Here is a 17,308-nt window from a genome sequence, read left to right on the forward strand (position 1 = left end):
CCGCTCGCCCGCTCAATCCACGCGCCGCAACCCCGCCGCCATCGCCCGCGCCTTCTCCACATAATGCGCCGCCGATGCCGCGAGCAGCGCCGTCGCCGCCGCGTCCAGCGAACGCACCGCCCGCGCCGGACTGCCGAGGATCAGGCTGCCGGCGGGAAAGCTCTTGTCCTCGGTCACCAGCGCGCCGGCACCGACGATGCAGCCCTCGCCGATCACCGCGCGGTTGAGGATGATCGCCCCCATCCCGATCAGCGTATCGTCGCCGATCGTGCAGCCATGCAGGATCGCGTGGTGGCCGATGGTGCAGCCCGCGCCGATGGTTAGCGGCGCGCCGGGGTCCGAATGGAGCATCGCGCCTTCCTGCACATTGCTGCGCGCCCCCACCAGGATCGGGGTGTTGTCGCCGCGGATCACCGCGCCGAACCACACGCTCGCCCAGGCGCCGAGCCGGACATCGCCGATCAGATCGGCGCTCGGCGCGACCCAGCCGCCTTCGGCATCGAGCACGGGGCGTTTCCCGTCGATCTCATAAAGCGGCATCGCTCTCTCCCATCACCCGGCATGACCTTGGCCGACCCTGCCCGGCGGCGCGCGGCGGCGCAACCGCGCCGCCCGCGAGCGGTATCCGCGCCGTCGATCCATCGGCGCGATGCCTTGGGGATCACCGAGACGGAGGGAGGGAATCTTTCGACCATCCAAATTTTACCTCCTGTACCGAACGATCGGTACAAACTATATCGCCGCCATCGGATCGGTCCCATGCCGGACCCCGACCGATCATTCGAAAGGTAATTCCATGGCCTGCATCGCTTATCCCGCCACGATCGAAGACGCTCCCGAAGCCGCGCAGCCGTTGCTCGCCCAGGCGAAGGCGGCGCTCGGCAAGTCGATCAATCTCCACCGCCTGGTCAGCACCAGCCCGCAGACGCTCGAAGGGCTGCTCTCGCTGGGCGGTGCGCTCGGCAAGGGCATGCTGAAGCCCGCGCTGCGCGAGCAGATCGCGCTCGCCGTGGCGGCGGTGAACGACTGCACTTATTGCAACGCCGCGCACAGCTTCCTCGCCAGCCAGCTGCTGAAGCTGGATGCCGAGACGATCGAGGCCGCGCGCCAGGGCCGCTCCCACGATGCCAAGCTCGACGCCGCGCTGACCTTCGCGCGCCAGGTCGCGACCGCGCGCGGCGGGGTGAGCGAGGCTCAGCTGGAAGCGGTGCGCGCCGCTGGCTATAGCGATGCCGAACTGCTCGAAATCATCGCCCATGTCGTGCTCAACACCTTCACCAACTATGTGAATGAGGTGTTCAAGACCGACGTGGACTTCCCCCAGGTCGAAGCCGTCGCGGCCTGACCGAAATGGCGGGGGCGGAACACACCCGCCCCTCGCCGCCAAGAGACCGACCATGCCCACCACCGCGCCCAAACCAGCCAATGACGCGCGCGAGGCGCTGCTCGACCGGCTCTATGCCCTGTTCCGGACCGGCGGGTTCGAGGCGGTGTCGATCGGCGATGTGTCGCGCGAAACCGGCCTCGGCAAGTCGAGCCTCTATCACTATTTCCCCGGCGGGAAGGACGATATGGCGCTCGCGGTGGCCGAGCGCGCGGCGGCGCGGGTGCGCGCGCTGGTGATCGCCCCGCTTGGCGCGCCGGTTGACCGGGCGAGGCGGATCGGCGCGATGATCGCGGCGGTCGATGCGCTCTATGCCGGTGGCGAGGCGCCGTGCCCGATCGCGGCGATGACCTTGAGCGACGCCCCCGCCGCCACCCGCGCCTGCCTGGCGGCGCTGTTGCGCGATTGGCTCGCCGCACTCGCCGAGGCGCTGGTCGCCACTGGCGCCGCGCCCGACGCGGCCGAGGCACGCGCCTTCGCCGCGGTCAGCCGGATCGAGGGCGGATTGATGATCGCGCGGGCACTGGACGACCGCGCGCGCTTCGTCGCCGAGCTGGCGCGGATCGAACGCGATCTGACGGGCGATTGAACATCCCCAACTTACCCATTTCGGGCAGTTTACAATCGAATTCTTCCAAGGTTGTTTACAGTAGTTGTCCCAGTGTCAGCCCATCGGAAGCCCGCTCCTGGGCAGGGGACACTGGCATATGTGGATCAAGCGTAAAGGGCAGCTCGGCGGCGCCTTCCTCATCGGCGCGGTCGCGCTATCGGGCGCGGGCATGGGCTTCGGGATCGACCAGATCCGCGTTGGCGGACCGGTCCACCGCCAGAACCAGCTTGCAAACGATTTACTCGTGGAGGTCGCGCCGACCACGCTCTACGTGGCGGAGCCCTTCGTCGAAGTTACCCGCCTGGCGCGCGCTCCGCAGCTGCTCAGCGAGATGCGCCCGCTGCTCGAAAGCCAGAAAAAGGCATTCACCGACAATGATGTGCGCTTCGGCGCCGCGCCTTTCCCCGGCGAGGTGAAGGCCGCGATCGCCCGCGATGTCGAGACCGGGCGCGTCTTCTGGAACGAGGTCGACAGCAATTTCCTTCCCGCGGTCGCGCGCGGCGATCGGGCGGCGATTGACGCGAGCTATGGCCGGCTCGAAGCCGCTTTCGTCGCGCATCAGAAGGCCAATGAGGGCGTGATGTCGACCGGCACCGCGCTGCGCACCCAGCTCAGCGAGCAGGGCGACCGGGTGATGCAGATCACGATGGTCGCGATGGCGCTGGTCGGCCTGGTGCTGATCGCGCTGCTCGCCGGCGCCGTCTTCTATCTGTTGCGCGCGGTGATCAACCCGATCGCCGCGACCGCCAACCTGATGGAGCGCATGGCCGGCGGCGACTATAACGAGGCGCCCGAAGGCACCGCCCGCGCCGACGAGATCGGGGTGATGGCGCGCAGTATCGAGGTGTTCCGCGAAGCCGGCCAGGCGCAGGCGCGCCACCAGGCCGAGCAGCAGCTGGTCGTGCGCGAACTGGCGGACGGGCTGGAGGCGCTCGCCGCCGGCAAGCTCCACCACCGCATCACCGCGCCGTTCGCCAGCGCCTATGAAGCGCTGCGCCAAGGCTTCAACCAGACGATGGCGCAGCTCGCCGACATCATGGGCTCGGTCGCGCATTCGGCGCAGAGCGTCAGCAGCGGCGCGACCCAGATCCGCGCGGCGTCCGACGATCTCGCGCGGCGCACCGAGCAGCAGGCCGCGACGCTGGAACAGACCAGCGCGGCGATGAGCCAGGTGACGATGATGGTCGGCACCACCGCGCAAGGGGCGGGCGACGTGAGCGGCGCGATCCACATCGCCCAGACCGAGGCGCATCAGGGCGCCGAGGCGGTGGAGCGCGCGGTCGCGGCGATGGACAAGCTGGAGGCCAGCTCGCGCGAGATCGCGCAGATCACCAATGTGATCGACGGCATCGCCTTCCAGACCAACCTGCTCGCGCTCAACGCCGGCGTCGAGGCGGCGCGCGCGGGTGACGCGGGGCGGGGTTTCGCGGTGGTCGCGACCGAGGTGCGCGCGCTCGCCCAGCGCTCGGCCGATGCCGCCAAGGACATCAAGGCGCTGATCGCGGCGTCGACCGAACAGGTCGGTGCGGGCGTCAGCCGGGTGCGCGAAAGCGGCGCGATCCTGGCGCGCATCGTCGAGCAGGTGAGCGCGGTGAGCACCATGGTCGGCACGATCGCCGATTCGGCCGAGCAACAGGCGAGCAACCTGCAACAGGTGAACGCCGCGGTCGCGGGCATGGACCGGGTGACGCAGCAGAACGCGGCGATGGTCGAGGAAGCGACGGCGGCGGCGCGCAGCCTGTCGAGCGAGGCCGAGGAACTCCAGCAGCTTGTCTCGCGCTTCATGCTCGATGAAGCGCCCGCGCCGGTGGTCGCGCCCCGTGCGGCCAAGCGCGCGCCGCAATTGGCGACCGCCGATGGGCGGCGCGTCGCCACCGCGAGTCGCGAGGATTGGAACGAGTTCTGACGATCGCGTCTATCAGCGCGCAAATTCTGCGGTGAATCTACGGGGCGTGCCGGTGGCGCGCTCCGTATCTTCTTGCCAGGACTGAAAATAAGCATCGATGCGGCCGCGAAATTTTTCGGCAGGCTAAAAGCAAAATTTACCACCCGGGCCCTAGCGCTGGTTGACCGGCGTGCGGAGCCGGGCGTGCGGTGGGCCTTGCTCCCGCCGCGCCCGATCCGGCCGGTGTCCGGATGCGAGCTAGAGGGGCACAGATGAAAATTCGGGTGAAAGGCCAGATCGGGGGCGCTGTCGTGGTCGGCACGCTTGCGGTGAGCGCGGTGGTCATGTCGCTTGGGGTCAGCAAGATCAGTGTCGGTGGAGAAGTGCAGCAGCGCACCGACCTGGCGCAGAAGCTGGCGACCGACTCCTTGCCCGCCCCGCTGCTGATGACCGACGCGGCGCTGGAGGCGACCCGCCTTTATTATGAGCCCGCCACGCTCGAGGCCCGGCATGAACGGCTGAAGGAACTCGAAAAGGCCTATCGCGATCGCCGCGCCTATTGGGAGCGTGCCGCGCTGCCCGCCAAGGTCCACGACCAACTGAAGCGCGCCAACGCCGAGAGCGACGCGCTGTTCGACACCGTCGAGAAGAGCTTCGTCCCGGCGCTGGCGAGCGGCGACAAGGAGAAGATCGACACCGCCTATAACGATCTGCAGGCCCATATCGATCTCCAGGCCGGCGAAGCGACCAAGCTGGGCGAGGTGCTCGCCGCCGAGCAGAAGGACGCCGAGGCATCCGCTACCAGCACCTTGCGCACTACCTATGCGCTGCTCGGCGGGCTCGCGGTGGTGATGCTCGCGCTGGTGCTCGGCGGGCTGTGGTATCTCAACCGGCTGGCGCTGCGTCCGCTCACCAAGACCGCCGAGGCGATGCAGGCGATGGCCGCGGGCGATCTCGACGCCGCGGTCGAAGGCGCCGGCCGCCAGGACGAGATCGGCACGATCGTCGACGCGCTCGAAGTGTTCCGGGGCGCGGCCAAGCGCAATGTCGAGGCCGAGGCCAAGCAGCGCCACGTCGTCGATGTGATCGCCGCCGGGCTCGAACAGCTCGGCGCGGGCAATCTGAACTACAGCATCGAAGAGCCGCTGCCGGCCGAATATGAAGCGCTGCGCCACGGCTTCAACCAGACCGTCGCCGGGCTGGGCGAAACGCTGACCGGCGTCGCCCATTCGGCGCAGAGCGTGCATAACGGCTCGACCGAGATCCGCGCCGCGTCCGACGATCTGGCGCGCCGCACCGAACAGCAGGCGGCCTCGCTCGAGGAAACCACCGCCGCGATGAACCAGGTGACGGTCGGCGTCGCGGACACCGCCCGCTCGGCGATCGAGGTGAAGCGCGCGATCGGCGAGACCCACCGCGAGGCGAGCGCCGGCGGCGAAGTCGTCGAACGCACCGTCGCCGCGATGAGCGCGATCGAGAAGAGCTCGCAGCAGATCACCCAGATCATCAACGTGATCGACGGGATCGCCTTCCAGACCAACCTGCTGGCGCTGAACGCCGGGGTCGAGGCGGCGCGCGCCGGTGACGCGGGCCGGGGCTTCGCGGTGGTCGCGAGCGAGGTGCGGGCGCTGGCGCAGCGTTCGGCCGATGCCGCCAAGGACATCAAGGCGCTGATTCTCACCTCGGGCGAGCAGGTGTCGGGCGGCGTCGCGTTGGTCGGCGAGACTGGCCAGATGCTGAAGCGCATCGTCGACCGGGTGGGCGAGATCAGCACGATGGTCGGCGGCATCGCCCAATCGGCCGAGACCCAGGCGGCCAACCTGCAACAGGTTAACGCCGCCGTCGCCGACATGGACAAGATGACCCAGCAGAACGCGGCGATGGTCGAGGAATCGACCGCGGCGGCGCGCAGCCTCGCCACCGAGGCGGATACCCTCTCCGCGCTCGTCCAGCGCTTCGTGGCGAGCGATGCGCCCCGGCCCCAGGCTTACGAAGCCCCCCCGGCGCCGGTGCGTCGCCCGAAACGGGTAACGCCGGCGGTCGACGGTAACCTCGCGCTAAAGGCCGCGCCCGTTGATGACGAGGATTGGACTGAATTCTGATCCCGGCGGACCGGGGAGGGAAATGCGATGACTGACATCACGCTGCCAGCACGTTGTGACCGCCAAGCGATCGTCCAGCTGGTCGATCCGCTGCTCCAGGCGCTCGGCCAGGGGCCGGTGACGATCGACGCGACCGAAGTCGCCAAGCCCGGCCAGGCGGTGCTCCAGCTGCTGCTGAGCGCACGCAAGACCGCGGCCGAACTGGGCCAGGCCTGCCTGATCAAGCCGTCCGACGCGCTGCGCGAAATGGCGGCGATGGTGGGGGCCGAAGGCCAGCTGTTTGAGGGAGGGGCGGCATGACCGCGGACGAAATCCAGGCGATTTTCTTCGTCGAGTGCGAGGAAGCGCTCGCCGCCGCCGAAGCCGGCCTGTCGGCCTGCCAGGCCGGCACGGCGGACGCCGAGACGATCAACGCGGTGTTCCGCGCGGTCCATTCGATCAAGGGCGGGGCGGGGGCGTTCGGCTATGAAGCGCTCCAGGCCTTCACCCATGGCTTCGAGACGCTGCTGTCGGACGTGCGCGACGGGCTGCTGCCGCTCTCCGATCCGCTCAACGCGCTGATGCTGCGCGCGCTCGACGTACTCGCCGATCACGTCAATGTCTGCCGCGCCAATGGCGATGCGCCGAACGACGCCGCGATCCTCGCCGAGCTCGACGCCGCGCGCGGCGGCAATTTCGCGAGCGGCGGCGCGGGCGAGGCCCCGGCGGCGGAAGCCGAGCCGGCACCCGCGTCGGACGGGCTCGACTTCGATCTCGACGCGCTGATGGCCGATATCTCGCCCGAGCCCGAGGAAGCGCCCTCGGCGCCGGATTGGCGGGTGAGCATCCGTCCCAAGGCAGGCGCGCTGGCCAATGGCGGCGAGCCGTTGTTCCTGATCCGCGAACTGGTCGGGCTCGGTGCGGTCTGCACCGCGATGGACGCCGAACAGGTGCCCCAGCTCGAACAATTCGATGTCGGCGCCGCCTATCTCGGCTGGGAATATCGCGTGCCGGCGAGTGTCGACAAAAGCGCGATCGAGGAGATTTTCGATTTCGTCGGCGACGATGTCGAGCTGACGATCGAGCTGATGGGCACCGCCGTGGCCGAGCCGGCCGCGCCCGAGCCCGTTCCCGCGCCGGTCGCGGTCGAACCGGTGGTCGCGGCGCCCGCGCCGGTCGCCGCCGCCCCGGTCGAACCCGCGCCCGTGCCGGCACCCAAGCCTGCCCCGGCCCCGGTCGCCGAGGCCACGCCGCCCGCGCCGGCCCCCGCGCCGGTCGCCGAACGGCCGTCGAGCGATGAAGCGCCGGTTTCCGCCGGCCCCGCCGTCCAGTCGATCCGTATCGACCTGACCAAGCTCGATCGCCTGATCGACACGGTGGGCGAGCTGGTGATCGCCCAGGCGATGCTCGCCCAGCGCCTGTCGGCGCAAGGGCTCGCCGCGGTCGAGGAACTGGCGGTGCTCGATGGCCTGACCCGCGACATCCAGGAAAGCGCGATGAGCATTCGCGCGCAACCGATCGGTTCGGTGTTCAGCCGCGTGCCGCGCATCCTGCGCGAGCTGGAGGCGCATACCGGCAAGCGCGTGCGGCTGGAAATGTCGGGCGAGGCGACCGAACTCGACAAGACCGTGCTCGAACGCCTGGGCGAGCCGCTGACCCATTTGATCCGCAACGCGGTCGATCACGGCATCGAACCCGCCGCCGATCGCCTTGCCGCCGGCAAGTCGGCCGAAGGGCTGCTGCACCTGTCCGCCGAACAGCGTTCGGGCCGCATCCTGATCCACATCAAGGATGATGGTCGCGGCATCAACCGCGAGCGTGTGCTCGCCAAGGCCAAGGAGCGCGGCCTGGTCGCGCCCGACGCCCAGCTGAGCGACGAGGAGATCGACAATCTGATCTTCGCGCCGGGCTTCTCCACCGCGCAGCAGGTGTCGAACATCTCGGGTCGCGGCGTCGGCATGGACGTGGTCCGCCAGAACGTGAAGAATCTGGGCGGCCGCATCACCATCGATTCGCGCCCTGGCGAGGGCTGCACCTTCACCCTCGCGCTGCCGCTGACGCTCGCCATTTCGGACGGGATGATCGTGACGGTGGGGGATCAGACGCTGGTCGTGCCGCTCGCCCATGTGGTCGAAAGCCTTCGCCCGACCGAGGCCGAAATCGCGCCGATGGGCGTGGGCCGGCGGATGCTCAACGTTCGGGGCCGCTTCATCCCGGTGATCCCGCTCGATCGGGCGCTCGGCGCGCGCGACGCGGTCGCCGACCCGTGCGAGGCGGTGCTGATCATCGTCGATACCGAAAGCGCCGGCCAGGCCGCGCTGCAGGTCGATATGATCGCCGACCAGCGCCAGTTCGTGATCAAGAGCCTGGCGACGCATTATCGCTCGGTCGATAGCGTGGCGGGGGCGACGATCCTCGGCAATGGCGAGGTCGCGCTGATCGTCGATGTCGACGCGGTCGTCGCGCGGGCGGTGAACGCCGCCGACGCGGTGGTCGCCGCATGAGCGAGGCGCTCGCCTTCGAACGGATGCCCGGGGTCAGCGCCGGCGTGTACGACGCGGCCGATTTCGCCGCGGTGCGCGATCTGATCTACCGCGAGGCGGGGATCGTGCTGCCCCAGGGCAAGGCGATGCTGGTCTATTCGCGCCTCGCCCCGCATGTTCGCCGGCGCAATTGCGGCACCTTCGCCAACTATGTGAAGCTGCTCGACGAGGACAAGGAAGAGCGGCGCAAGGCGGTGTGCTCGCTCACCACCAACCACACTTTCTTCTTCCGCGAGGAGCATCATTTCGAACATCTGGGCGGCGAGGTACGCACGCGGCTGATCGAGCGCGCCCAGGCCGGGCAGCCGGTGCGGGTGTGGTCGGCGGGCTGCTCCAGCGGCGAGGAAACCTGGTCGATCGTGACGACCCTGCTCGGCGCCGATCGCGTCGCCGCGCGGCGGTTCGCCGATCGCGACGTGATCGTGCTGGCGAGCGACCTCGCCGACCACGCGCTCGCCACCGCGCGCGAGGGGCGCTATCCGATCGCCTCGGTGGAGCCGGTGCCGATGCCGTTGCGCCGTGCCTGGATCGAGGAGCGCGGCGACCACGCCCAGATCGCCGCCGACGCGATGCGGCTGGTGCGGTTTCGCACCCTGAACCTGCTCGGCCCCTGGCCGATGAACAAGCCGTTCGACGTGATCTTCTGTCGCAACGTGATGATCTATTTCGATCAGCCGACCAAGGAACGGCTGGTCGCGCGTTTCGCCGAGCAGCTGCGCCCCGGCGGGCTGCTCTACATCGGCCATAGCGAGCGCGTGACCGGCCCGGCGAGCCGTGTGCTGCGTCCCATTGGCAACACCATTTACCGCAAGGAGGCAGCATGATCCGCGTTCTGATCGTCGACGATTCGCCGACGATGCGCGCGCTGCTGAGCGCGCTGTTGCGCGACGAGCCCGATATTCAAGTGGTCGACACCGCCGTCGACGCCAATGACGCGCGGGCGAAGATCCGCCAGCTCGATCCCGATGTCGTGACGCTCGACATCGAAATGCCGGGGATGAGCGGCATCGATTTCCTCGAAAAGCTGATGCGGCTGCGCCCGACGCCGGTGGTGATCGTCTCGGGCCTCACCCAGCAAGGGGCGGAGATCACCGCGCGCGCGCTCGCGATGGGGGCGGTCGATTGCTATGCCAAGCCGCGCGGGCGGCCGGGCGAGCTGCTGTCGAGCGATGGCGGGCGCCTCGCCAATTCGATCCGCGCCGCCGCCGCCACGCGCGGCCGCCAGATCGACGTGCGCCCGGCGCGCACCGCGATCACCGAGCGCCGCGGCGACATCGCGCTGATCGCGATCGGCTCGTCGACCGGCGGGGTGGAGGCGCTGCACGTACTGCTCGGCAGTTTCCCCGCCGATTGCCCGCCGACCCTGGTGGTGCAGCACATCAACGGCCATTTCGCGGGCGCCGTCGCGCGCCGCCTGGACGAGAGCTGCGCGCCCAAGGTGCAGCTCGCCGAAACCGATGTGAAGTTGCTGCCCGGTCACGTCTATCTGGCGCCGGGCAATGACCGGCATTTGGCGGTGCGCGCCGGCAGCGGGCTCTATAGCAAGCTGCGCGCGAGCGACCCGGTCTCCGGCCACCGCCCGAGCGTGGACGTGCTGTTCCACTCGGTGGCGGAGGCGGTCGGCCCGGCGGCGGTGGGCGTGCTGCTCACCGGCATGGGCGCGGACGGCGCGCACGGCCTGCTCGCGATGAAGCGCGCGGGCGCGACCACCATCGCCCAGGACGAAGCGACCTCGACCGTGTTCGGGATGCCGCGCGCGGCGATCCAGCTCGGCGCCGCCGGCCATGTCGCCGGGTTGGGCGAGATCGCCGGCTATGCGCTGGGAGGTCGGGGCTGATGTTCCACCAACCGATCCTGAAAGGCGACGCCCGCCGCATCACCGTGATGCAGGGCCAGGCGCGCGCCAGCAACGAGGCCGGCCTGTCGCTCACCACGGTGCTGGGCAGCTGCATCGCCTGCTGCCTGTTCGATCCGCTGGCGGGCGTGGGCGGCATGAATCATTTTTTGCTCGCCGAACCGCCCCAGGGGCGCGGCGCGGGAGAATTGGACGAGAATTACGGCGCTTACCTGATGGAAGTGCTGATCAACCAGATGCTCGGACTGGGTGCCAGCAAGGGCCGGATGAAAGCACATCTTTACGGTGGCGCGAATATGCACCGGGCGATGCTGAAGATCGGCACCATCAACGGGCAGTTCGCGCAGAGCTTTCTGGAGCGCGAGCGGATCCCGGTGGTCCATGCCGATCTGGGCGGCAGCGTCGCGCGGCGGGTGGAATTTCTGCCCGCGCTCGGCAAGGCGCGCTGCCGCTCGGTCGCGGCCGAGGTGGTGGCGCCGGAGCCGGTGCAGCGCGCGCCGCGCGCCACGGGCGATGTGGAATTGTTCTGATTTGGGGAAGTAGGCGGGGAATAGGCGATGCAAACCAAGGTTTTGACGGTTGATGATAGCAATGTGATGCGGGCGCTGCTGCGTTCCGCGCTCACCGAGAAGGGTTTCGAGGTGGCGCAGGCGGTCGACGGGGTCGATGCGCTTGAGTGGCTCGACGCCAACGATGTCGATGTCGTCATCACCGACATCAACATGCCGCGCATGGATGGCTTCGGCCTGATCGAGAAGCTGCGCGCGCATGATCGTCACCGCGATCGGCCGATCCTGGTGCTCTCGACCGAAAGCTCGGACGAGAAAAAGGCGCGCGCCCGCGCCGCCGGGGCGACCGGCTGGATCGTGAAGCCGTTCGATGCGGAAAAACTGGCCACCGCGGTGCGCCGCGTGAGCCATTGAGGGAGGGGAAAATGGCGCGTCAAATCATTACGTTCCAAGTCGAGAGCCAGGTGTTCGGGGTGGACATCATGGCGATCCGCGAAATCCGGGCCTGGACGCCGACGACCCGGCTGCCGCACGTGCCGGGTTATGTCGCCGGGGTCGTGAACCTGCGTGGCACGGTGCTGCCGGTGATCGATCTCGCCGCCCGGCTCGGCTGGAACGCGACCGATCCCACCGCCCGCCACGTGATCATCGTGACGCGCGTGAAGGACCAGTTCCGCGGCCTGATCGTCGATTCGGTGAGCGACATCGTGACGTTCGAGGACAATCAGCTGCAGCCGCCGCCGGCGACCGAGGCCGACAGCGTCGTGCCGTTCCTGGAAGGGCTGGTCGCGATCGACGAGCGGATGGTGATGGTGCTCGATCTGCCGACGCTGACCGGCGAGATCGAACTGCGCGACGCGGCGTGATGCCGCAGCACGAGTTTATTTAAGGACTGGGTTATGGCCGCAATCAAAGTGCTGGTGGTCGACGATTCGCTCACCATGCGGGCGCTGTTTTCGAGCGCGCTGGAACGGAGTAAGGACATTGTCGTCGTCGGTGCCGCTGGAGACGCCGCGGAAGCGCGCCAGCTCATCGAACAATTGCGGCCCAACGTCTTGACGCTCGACGTCGAAATGCCCGGCATGAACGGCCTCGATTTCCTGGCCGAGATCATGGACAAGAAGCCGATGCCTGTGATCATGCTGTCGACGCTGACGCATAAGGGCGGCGACGTTTCGCTGCGCGCGCTGGAAATCGGTGCGGTCGACTGCTTCCCCAAGCCCGCCCGCGCGACCCCCGACGAGTTCGAGAAGATTTCCGGCAAATTGTGCAAGCTGGTGATCGCCGCCTCCAAGACCAACGTGCTCGCCAAGAAGGGCGAGGCGAAGGAAGCCAAGGGCGTGGTGCGCGATTATCGGTATGACGGCGCGGTGCTCGGCATCGCTGGCGGCATGGACGGGCCGGACGCGGCGGTCGAACTGCTCGCGCGGTTCCCCGCCAACTGCCCGCCGACCATCCTCGTCCAGCCGATGGACGAAGGGCTGCTGGTGCCGTTCGGCGCCAAGCTCGCCCGCGCGGTCGCGCCCGAGGTGAAAATGGCGGCGGACGGAATGCCGCTGCTCGAAGGGCATATCTATGTGGCGGGTGTCTCGACTCACCATATCGTGATCGATCGCTGGCCGGGCGGCGTGATCCGGATGCTCGATCGCGATCCGGTGCAGGGCGCGCGACCTTCCGCCGACATGCTGTTCGCCACCCTCGCCAAAGCGGCGGGCAAGCGCGCCGGCGGGGTGATCCTGTCGGGTGCGGGCGGCGACGGCGCGGCCGGGCTCGCGGCGATCGCGGGTGCCGGTGGGCGGGTCGCGGCGCAAGACCCCGCGACCGCGCTGATCGCCGAGGCGATCACGGCGGCGCAGGGGCGCGTGCCCGGTCTCAAACTGCTCGCGCCCGGCGATATCGCCGAGGTGATGCTCGAGCGGATCAGCCTGAGCGCGGCGGCATGAGCGGGGAATTGGCAATGAATGATCGTAATCACTGGCTGGAGCGCGTCGGCGCCCAATTGTCGCGCCTCGCGACCGAGATCGAAGCGCTCGGCGAAGTGCTGTGCAGCGATGTCGAAATGATGCAACGCAACCTCACGACGCTGCAGGCGATCGACGCGATCGCGCAGCAGCAAAATTGTCTGGCACGGATCGTGACCGCCGATCCGATGGAGCAGGCGGTCGCCGAATGCAGCTTCGCGGAACTGAAGCAGCGGCTGCTGGCGGCCTGAGCGGGGCGGTGGCGCGCTGTTGCCACCCATCCCCATCCCCTCCCTTGCAGGGAGGGGCTTGGCCCTAGGGCGAACGATACACCCCTCCCTGAAAGGGAGGGGACGGGCGTGGGCCGATCGCGCGCGGCGCAGCTATCTAGCGCGTGGACGCGGCGGCCCCCGCACCGTTGCGCTCCACCGCCAAGCCTTCTAAAAACGCGGTTCAGGGCGGCCCTGGTGTCGCCCTTTCGCGTTTCTGCAAGAGGAGGCCCGCCCATGCCCATCACTCCGCTCATGCCCGTCTATCCGCGGTGCGATGTGCGACCGGTGCGCGGCGAGGGCTGCTACCTGATCGGCGAGCGCGGCGAGCGCTATCTCGATTTCGCGAGCGGCATCGCGGTCAACGCGCTCGGCCACGGCCATCCCAAGCTCGTCCAGGCGATCGCCGATCAAGCGGCGACGCTGATGCACGTCTCGAACCTCTATGGCTCCCCCCAGGGCGAGCATTTCGCGCAGCGGCTGGTCGATGCGACTTTCGCCGATACGGTGTTCTTCACCAATTCGGGCGCGGAAGCGGTGGAATGCGCGATCAAGACCGCGCGCCGCTATCATCACGTGAACGGCAACCCGCAGCGGCACACGCTGATCACCTTCAACAACGCCTTTCACGGCCGCACGATGGGCACGATCAGCGCGACCAACCAGCCCAAGATGCGCGACGGGTTCGAGCCGCTGCTCCCCGGCTTCGCCTACGCCCCGTTCGACGATCTGGAGGCGGCGCTGGCGCTGGTGAACGATCACACCGCCGGCTTCCTGGTCGAACCGGTGCAGGGCGAGGGCGGCATCCGCCCGGCGTCCGACGCCTTCCTCAAAGGTCTGCGCGCGGCGTGCGACGAACACGGCCTGCTGTTGGTGCTCGACGAGGTGCAGGCGGGCTATGGCCGCACCGGCAAGCTGTTCGCGCACGAGCATTACGGCCTGACACCCGACATCATGGCGGTGGCCAAGGGGATTGGTGGCGGCTTCCCGCTCGGCGCGTGCCTGGCGACCGAGGAAGCGGCGAAGGGCATGGTGTTCGGCACCCACGGCTCGACCTATGGCGGCAACCCGCTGGCGATGGCGGCGGGTGAGGCGGTGCTCGATGTGCTGCTGGAGCCCGGCTTCCTCGACCATGTCACCATGATGGGCGAACGGCTGCGCGCCGCGCTCGAACAGATGATCCCCAATCACGACGCGGTGTTCGAAAGCGTGCGCGGCAAGGGGCTGATGCTGGGGCTGAAGCTGAAGGAAGCGGCGGTCTCGCGCGATTTCGTGGCGCATGCGCGCGACCGTCACGGGCTGCTGACGGTCGCGGCGGGCGATAACGTCGTGCGCATTCTGCCGCCGCTGGTGATCGAGGAAGCGCATATCGCCGAATGCGTCGAGAAGCTCTCGGAGGCCGCGCGCAGCTTCGCGCCGGCATTGGCGGCGTGAGGTCCGCCGCCAATCTCCCTCTCCCCCTTGGGGGAGAGGGTCGGGGTGAGGGGAAGAGCTTGCACGCGTCACCCTCTGGATCACCCCCTCACCCAACCAGTTCCGGGGCAACATCGCCCCGCGATGTTGAGGTTGTGCTGGGGGCACAACCGACCCGGAACTCCCCTAAAGGGGAGAGGGCTATTCACGGTGCGGCGTAGCGATGCGCCACTTCCTCAACCTGTCCGACGCCGGGGGCGACGGGATCGCCGCGATGATCGCCGACGCGCTCGATCGCAAGGCGGCGCGCGCCGGCTGGCCCAAGGGCACGCCCGATGCCGACGCGCCGCTCGCCGGGCGCACGCTGGCGATGGTGTTCGAGAAGAACAGCACCCGCACCCGCTTCAGCTTCGACATGGCGATGCGCCAATTGGGCGGCACCACCATCGTCGCGGATGCCGGCTCCATGCAGCTCGGCCGCGGCGAGACGATCGCCGATACCGCGCGCGTCCTCTCGGGCTATGTCGATGCGATCATGATCCGCACCGACGATCATGCGAAGGTGGAGGAAATGGCGGCGCGCGCGAGCGTCCCCGTGATCAACGGCCTCACCGATCACTCGCACCCCTGCCAGATCATGGCCGATCTGCTGACGATCATCGAGGCGGGCAAGCCGCTCCCCGGGCTGAAGCTCGCCTGGCTAGGCGATGGCAACAACGTGCTTACCTCGATCGTCGAGGCGGGCGGGCTGATGGGGTTCGAGGTGATCGCCGCTTGTCCGAAAGGCTACACCCCCGCGCCCGAGGTGATCGCGCTTGGCCAGGGCCGCGCGCGCTGCACCGGCGATCCGGCGGCGGCGGTGGCCGGCGCCGATGTCGTCGTCACCGATACCTGGATCTCGATGGGCCAGGCCCATGCCGAGGCGAAGCTCGCGGCGATGATGCCGTACCAGGTAACCCCCGCGCTGATGGCGCTCGCCAAGCCCGAGGCGATCTTCCTCCACTGCCTGCCCGCGCATCGCGGCGAGGAAGTGCTGGCCGAAGTGATCGACGGCCCGCAATCGCATATCTGGCCCGAGGCGGAGAACCGGCTCCACGCGCAGAAATCGGTGCTGCGCTGGTGCTTCGGCCAGATCGGTTGAGACGCGCGCCCACGCTTCCTATCTAGCGGCAGTTCAACGGCGCCCAGCGCGGCGCGGCCTTTTTCGTGTGCGATCCGAAGGGGCAAGACCAACGGATTGACCATGGACGACCTGATACGCACCGATCTTGACCGCGCGCTGGGCTTCACCATCCCCGGCCGCCACGCCCGCGGCCGTTTCGCGCGGCTGGGGCCGCTGCTCGACGAAATCCTCGCGGCGCACGCTTATCCGCCGGTGATCGAGGCGCTGCTCGCCGAGGCGCTGACGCTCGCCGCGCTGATCGGCGCGACGCTGAAGGATGCCGGAGGCCAGCTCACCATGCAGACCCAGACCGAGGCCGGTCCGGTCCGGCTGATGGTCGCCGACTATAAGGGCGGGGCGCTGCGCGGCTATGTCCAGTTCGACGCCGATCAGGTCGCCGCGTTTCCCCAGACGCCGGGGCTGCAGGCGCTGTTCGGCGGCGCGGGCTATCTCGCCATCACCTTCGACCAGGCGCTGACCGGGGAGCGCTATCAGGGCATCGTGCCCTTGGATGGCGAGACGCTCGCCGAGGCGGCGCAAAGCTATTTCGCGCAGAGCGAGCAGATCCCGACGCTGGTGCGCGCGGGGTTGCGCCGGCTGAGCGACGGCCGCCGCGTCGCGGGCGGCTTGCTGCTCCAGCACCTGCCCGAGGGCGAGGAGGGGCGCGAGCGGCTCCACACCCGGCTCGATCACCCTGAATGGCACCATGTCGAGGCGCTCGGCGCGACGATGGAGGTGGAGGAGATCGCCGACAGCGCCACCCCGCTCGAAACCCTCGTCTGGCGGCTGTTCAACGAGGAGCCCGAGGTGCGGGTGCTGAGCGAGCTGGTGCTGTCGCGCGGCTGCCGCTGCTCGGCCGACTATATCGCGCAGGTGCTCGCCAAGTTTCCGCCCGAGGAGCAGGCCGAAATGGCCGATGCCGATGGGGTGATCATGGTCGATTGCGCGTTCTGCGCGAAGCATTTCCCGATCCGGGTCGGCGAGCGCGTCGACTGAGAGTCAGGCCAGAAAGGCGCCGAACGCCCGTACCGCCGGCGGGCGCCGTCCCGAAATGGCGGCTGGCGCCTGTTCCGAACCGACTCCAGGACATTGCGCAACGGTAATCGACGCACCATCTTATGGCGGCGCGGCGCTCTTCGCCGTGCGGCTGCGAGGGATGCTGGTTATGGCCCGCCCAATTTGGCTGATCGCGATGGGTGCCGCTTTGGTGGCCGCCGCCCCGGCTCAGGCGCCGGCGGTGCTGGCGGGAATCGAGCCCGGCAACTGGCAGCTGCGCGAGCTGGGCAGCGGCACCACGCGCGCGCTGTGCATCACCGATCCGGCGAGCCTGCTTCAGATCGAACACGGCATGGCCGATTGCAGCCGCCGCCTGATCGACGACAGCCCGCGCGCGGCGACGGTGCACTATACCTGCCCCGGCGCCGGCCATGGCCGCACTGTGCTGACGCTGGAAACCGGGCGGAGCCTGGCGCTGGAAACGCAAGGCATCGATCACGGCGCCCCCTTCGACCTGCGCTATCAGCTGACGCGGACGGGGGCGTGCCAGTCGGCGCGAAAATGAGCGGCGAGCGGGCGCCGCGGCAGGCGGTGTTGCCGGCTGGAGGCCGGTGAAAGCGGTCCGTCCGTTTTTAGAGGC

General features: G+C 68.8%; 18 protein-coding genes. 17 read left to right on the forward strand and 1 reads right to left on the reverse strand.

The window, feature by feature from the left end; genetic code table 11:
- Nucleotides 1–12 precede the first annotated feature (12 nt).
- Nucleotides 13–540, reverse strand: coding sequence for a gamma carbonic anhydrase family protein (locus K2X73_RS03430; RefSeq protein ID WP_294108570.1), 528 nt, complete (start codon nucleotides 538–540; stop codon nucleotides 13–15).
- Between the two features lie 256 nt (nucleotides 541–796).
- Between K2X73_RS03430 and K2X73_RS03435 the strand changes: the two genes are divergently transcribed.
- The 17 genes from K2X73_RS03435 (at nucleotide 797) to K2X73_RS03515 (ending at nucleotide 17,233) form a co-directional block, all read left to right on the forward strand.
- Complete coding sequence (locus K2X73_RS03435) at nucleotides 797–1,345, forward strand: carboxymuconolactone decarboxylase family protein (RefSeq protein ID WP_294108573.1); 549 nt, start codon at nucleotides 797–799, stop codon at nucleotides 1,343–1,345.
- 52 nt (nucleotides 1,346–1,397) lie between these two features.
- Complete coding sequence (locus K2X73_RS03440; RefSeq protein WP_294108575.1) at nucleotides 1,398–1,973, forward strand: TetR/AcrR family transcriptional regulator; 576 nt, start codon at nucleotides 1,398–1,400, stop codon at nucleotides 1,971–1,973.
- A gap of 118 nt (nucleotides 1,974–2,091) precedes the next feature.
- Nucleotides 2,092–3,900 carry a methyl-accepting chemotaxis protein gene (locus K2X73_RS03445; protein WP_294108576.1) on the forward strand — a complete coding sequence of 603 codons (1,809 nt, stop codon included), beginning with the start codon at nucleotides 2,092–2,094 and terminating at the stop codon, nucleotides 3,898–3,900.
- A gap of 251 nt (nucleotides 3,901–4,151) precedes the next feature.
- On the forward strand, nucleotides 4,152–5,981 hold the full coding sequence (locus tag K2X73_RS03450; protein ID WP_294108578.1) for a methyl-accepting chemotaxis protein: 1,830 nt from the start codon (nucleotides 4,152–4,154) through the stop codon (nucleotides 5,979–5,981).
- A gap of 27 nt (nucleotides 5,982–6,008) precedes the next feature.
- A complete protein-coding gene (locus K2X73_RS03455; protein ID WP_294108580.1) occupies nucleotides 6,009–6,281 on the forward strand; it encodes an STAS domain-containing protein in 273 nt (90 codons plus the stop codon).
- Nucleotides 6,278–8,464 carry a chemotaxis protein CheA gene (locus tag K2X73_RS03460; RefSeq protein ID WP_294108582.1) on the forward strand — a complete coding sequence of 729 codons (2,187 nt, stop codon included), beginning with the start codon at nucleotides 6,278–6,280 and terminating at the stop codon, nucleotides 8,462–8,464. Before K2X73_RS03455 ends, K2X73_RS03460 begins: the two co-directional genes overlap by 4 nt.
- Nucleotides 8,461–9,327, forward strand: a complete 867-nt coding sequence (locus K2X73_RS03465) for a protein-glutamate O-methyltransferase CheR (RefSeq protein ID WP_294108584.1) — start codon at nucleotides 8,461–8,463, stop codon at nucleotides 9,325–9,327. Before K2X73_RS03460 ends, K2X73_RS03465 begins: the two co-directional genes overlap by 4 nt.
- Nucleotides 9,324–10,340: a chemotaxis response regulator protein-glutamate methylesterase gene (locus tag K2X73_RS03470; protein WP_294108587.1), complete on the forward strand. Its 1,017-nt coding sequence runs from the start codon at nucleotides 9,324–9,326 to the stop codon at nucleotides 10,338–10,340. The genes K2X73_RS03465 and K2X73_RS03470 overlap by 4 nt, the downstream gene beginning before the upstream one ends.
- On the forward strand, nucleotides 10,340–10,888 hold the full coding sequence (locus K2X73_RS03475; protein WP_294108589.1) for a chemotaxis protein CheD: 549 nt from the start codon (nucleotides 10,340–10,342) through the stop codon (nucleotides 10,886–10,888). The genes K2X73_RS03470 and K2X73_RS03475 overlap by 1 nt, the downstream gene beginning before the upstream one ends.
- A 27-nt stretch (nucleotides 10,889–10,915) precedes the next feature.
- A complete protein-coding gene (locus K2X73_RS03480) occupies nucleotides 10,916–11,281 on the forward strand; it encodes a response regulator (protein ID WP_294108591.1) in 366 nt (121 codons plus the stop codon).
- A gap of 11 nt (nucleotides 11,282–11,292) precedes the next feature.
- Nucleotides 11,293–11,733: a chemotaxis protein CheW gene (locus K2X73_RS03485; protein ID WP_294108592.1), complete on the forward strand. Its 441-nt coding sequence runs from the start codon at nucleotides 11,293–11,295 to the stop codon at nucleotides 11,731–11,733.
- A gap of 33 nt (nucleotides 11,734–11,766) precedes the next feature.
- The gene (locus tag K2X73_RS03490; protein WP_294108594.1) at nucleotides 11,767–12,810 is read left to right on the forward strand and encodes a chemotaxis protein CheB; all 1,044 of its coding nucleotides are present in this window, start codon (nucleotides 11,767–11,769) and stop codon (nucleotides 12,808–12,810) included.
- A gap of 14 nt (nucleotides 12,811–12,824) precedes the next feature.
- Complete coding sequence (locus tag K2X73_RS03495; RefSeq protein ID WP_294108596.1) at nucleotides 12,825–13,079, forward strand: hypothetical protein; 255 nt, start codon at nucleotides 12,825–12,827, stop codon at nucleotides 13,077–13,079.
- Between the two features lie 255 nt (nucleotides 13,080–13,334).
- Entirely contained in the window at nucleotides 13,335–14,531 is a 1,197-nt protein-coding gene (locus K2X73_RS03500) for an aspartate aminotransferase family protein (RefSeq protein ID WP_294108598.1), read from the forward strand.
- A gap of 202 nt (nucleotides 14,532–14,733) precedes the next feature.
- Nucleotides 14,734–15,651, forward strand: coding sequence for an ornithine carbamoyltransferase (argF, locus tag K2X73_RS03505; protein WP_294108600.1), 918 nt, complete (start codon nucleotides 14,734–14,736; stop codon nucleotides 15,649–15,651).
- 102 nt (nucleotides 15,652–15,753) lie between these two features.
- On the forward strand, nucleotides 15,754–16,668 hold the full coding sequence (locus K2X73_RS03510; RefSeq protein WP_294108602.1) for an Hsp33 family molecular chaperone HslO: 915 nt from the start codon (nucleotides 15,754–15,756) through the stop codon (nucleotides 16,666–16,668).
- A 169-nt stretch (nucleotides 16,669–16,837) separates the two neighbouring features.
- A complete protein-coding gene (locus tag K2X73_RS03515) occupies nucleotides 16,838–17,233 on the forward strand; it encodes a hypothetical protein (protein ID WP_294108604.1) in 396 nt (131 codons plus the stop codon).
- The last annotated feature ends 75 nt before the right edge of the window (nucleotides 17,234–17,308 follow it).

It is taken from the genome of Sphingomonas sp., from assembly GCF_019746665.1.
In the GTDB taxonomy this organism is placed as follows: Bacteria; Pseudomonadota; Alphaproteobacteria; order Sphingomonadales; family Sphingomonadaceae; genus Sphingomonas.

Coding starts and splice junctions, on each gene's coding strand:
- K2X73_RS03430 (WP_294108570.1), bottom strand. CDS start 540: ATGCCGCTTTATGAGATCGACGGGAAACGCCCCGTGCTCGATGCCGAA.
- K2X73_RS03435 (WP_294108573.1), top strand. CDS start 797: ATGGCCTGCATCGCTTATCCCGCCACGATCGAAGACGCTCCCGAAGCC.
- K2X73_RS03440 (WP_294108575.1), top strand. CDS start 1,398: ATGCCCACCACCGCGCCCAAACCAGCCAATGACGCGCGCGAGGCGCTG.
- K2X73_RS03445 (WP_294108576.1), top strand. CDS start 2,092: ATGTGGATCAAGCGTAAAGGGCAGCTCGGCGGCGCCTTCCTCATCGGC.
- K2X73_RS03450 (WP_294108578.1), top strand. CDS start 4,152: ATGAAAATTCGGGTGAAAGGCCAGATCGGGGGCGCTGTCGTGGTCGGC.
- K2X73_RS03455 (WP_294108580.1), top strand. CDS start 6,009: ATGACTGACATCACGCTGCCAGCACGTTGTGACCGCCAAGCGATCGTC.
- K2X73_RS03460 (WP_294108582.1), top strand. CDS start 6,278: ATGACCGCGGACGAAATCCAGGCGATTTTCTTCGTCGAGTGCGAGGAA.
- K2X73_RS03465 (WP_294108584.1), top strand. CDS start 8,461: ATGAGCGAGGCGCTCGCCTTCGAACGGATGCCCGGGGTCAGCGCCGGC.
- K2X73_RS03470 (WP_294108587.1), top strand. CDS start 9,324: ATGATCCGCGTTCTGATCGTCGACGATTCGCCGACGATGCGCGCGCTG.
- K2X73_RS03475 (WP_294108589.1), top strand. CDS start 10,340: ATGTTCCACCAACCGATCCTGAAAGGCGACGCCCGCCGCATCACCGTG.
- K2X73_RS03480 (WP_294108591.1), top strand. CDS start 10,916: ATGCAAACCAAGGTTTTGACGGTTGATGATAGCAATGTGATGCGGGCG.
- K2X73_RS03485 (WP_294108592.1), top strand. CDS start 11,293: ATGGCGCGTCAAATCATTACGTTCCAAGTCGAGAGCCAGGTGTTCGGG.
- K2X73_RS03490 (WP_294108594.1), top strand. CDS start 11,767: ATGGCCGCAATCAAAGTGCTGGTGGTCGACGATTCGCTCACCATGCGG.
- K2X73_RS03495 (WP_294108596.1), top strand. CDS start 12,825: ATGAATGATCGTAATCACTGGCTGGAGCGCGTCGGCGCCCAATTGTCG.
- K2X73_RS03500 (WP_294108598.1), top strand. CDS start 13,335: ATGCCCATCACTCCGCTCATGCCCGTCTATCCGCGGTGCGATGTGCGA.
- argF (WP_294108600.1), top strand. CDS start 14,734: ATGCGCCACTTCCTCAACCTGTCCGACGCCGGGGGCGACGGGATCGCC.
- K2X73_RS03510 (WP_294108602.1), top strand. CDS start 15,754: ATGGACGACCTGATACGCACCGATCTTGACCGCGCGCTGGGCTTCACC.
- K2X73_RS03515 (WP_294108604.1), top strand. CDS start 16,838: ATGGCCCGCCCAATTTGGCTGATCGCGATGGGTGCCGCTTTGGTGGCC.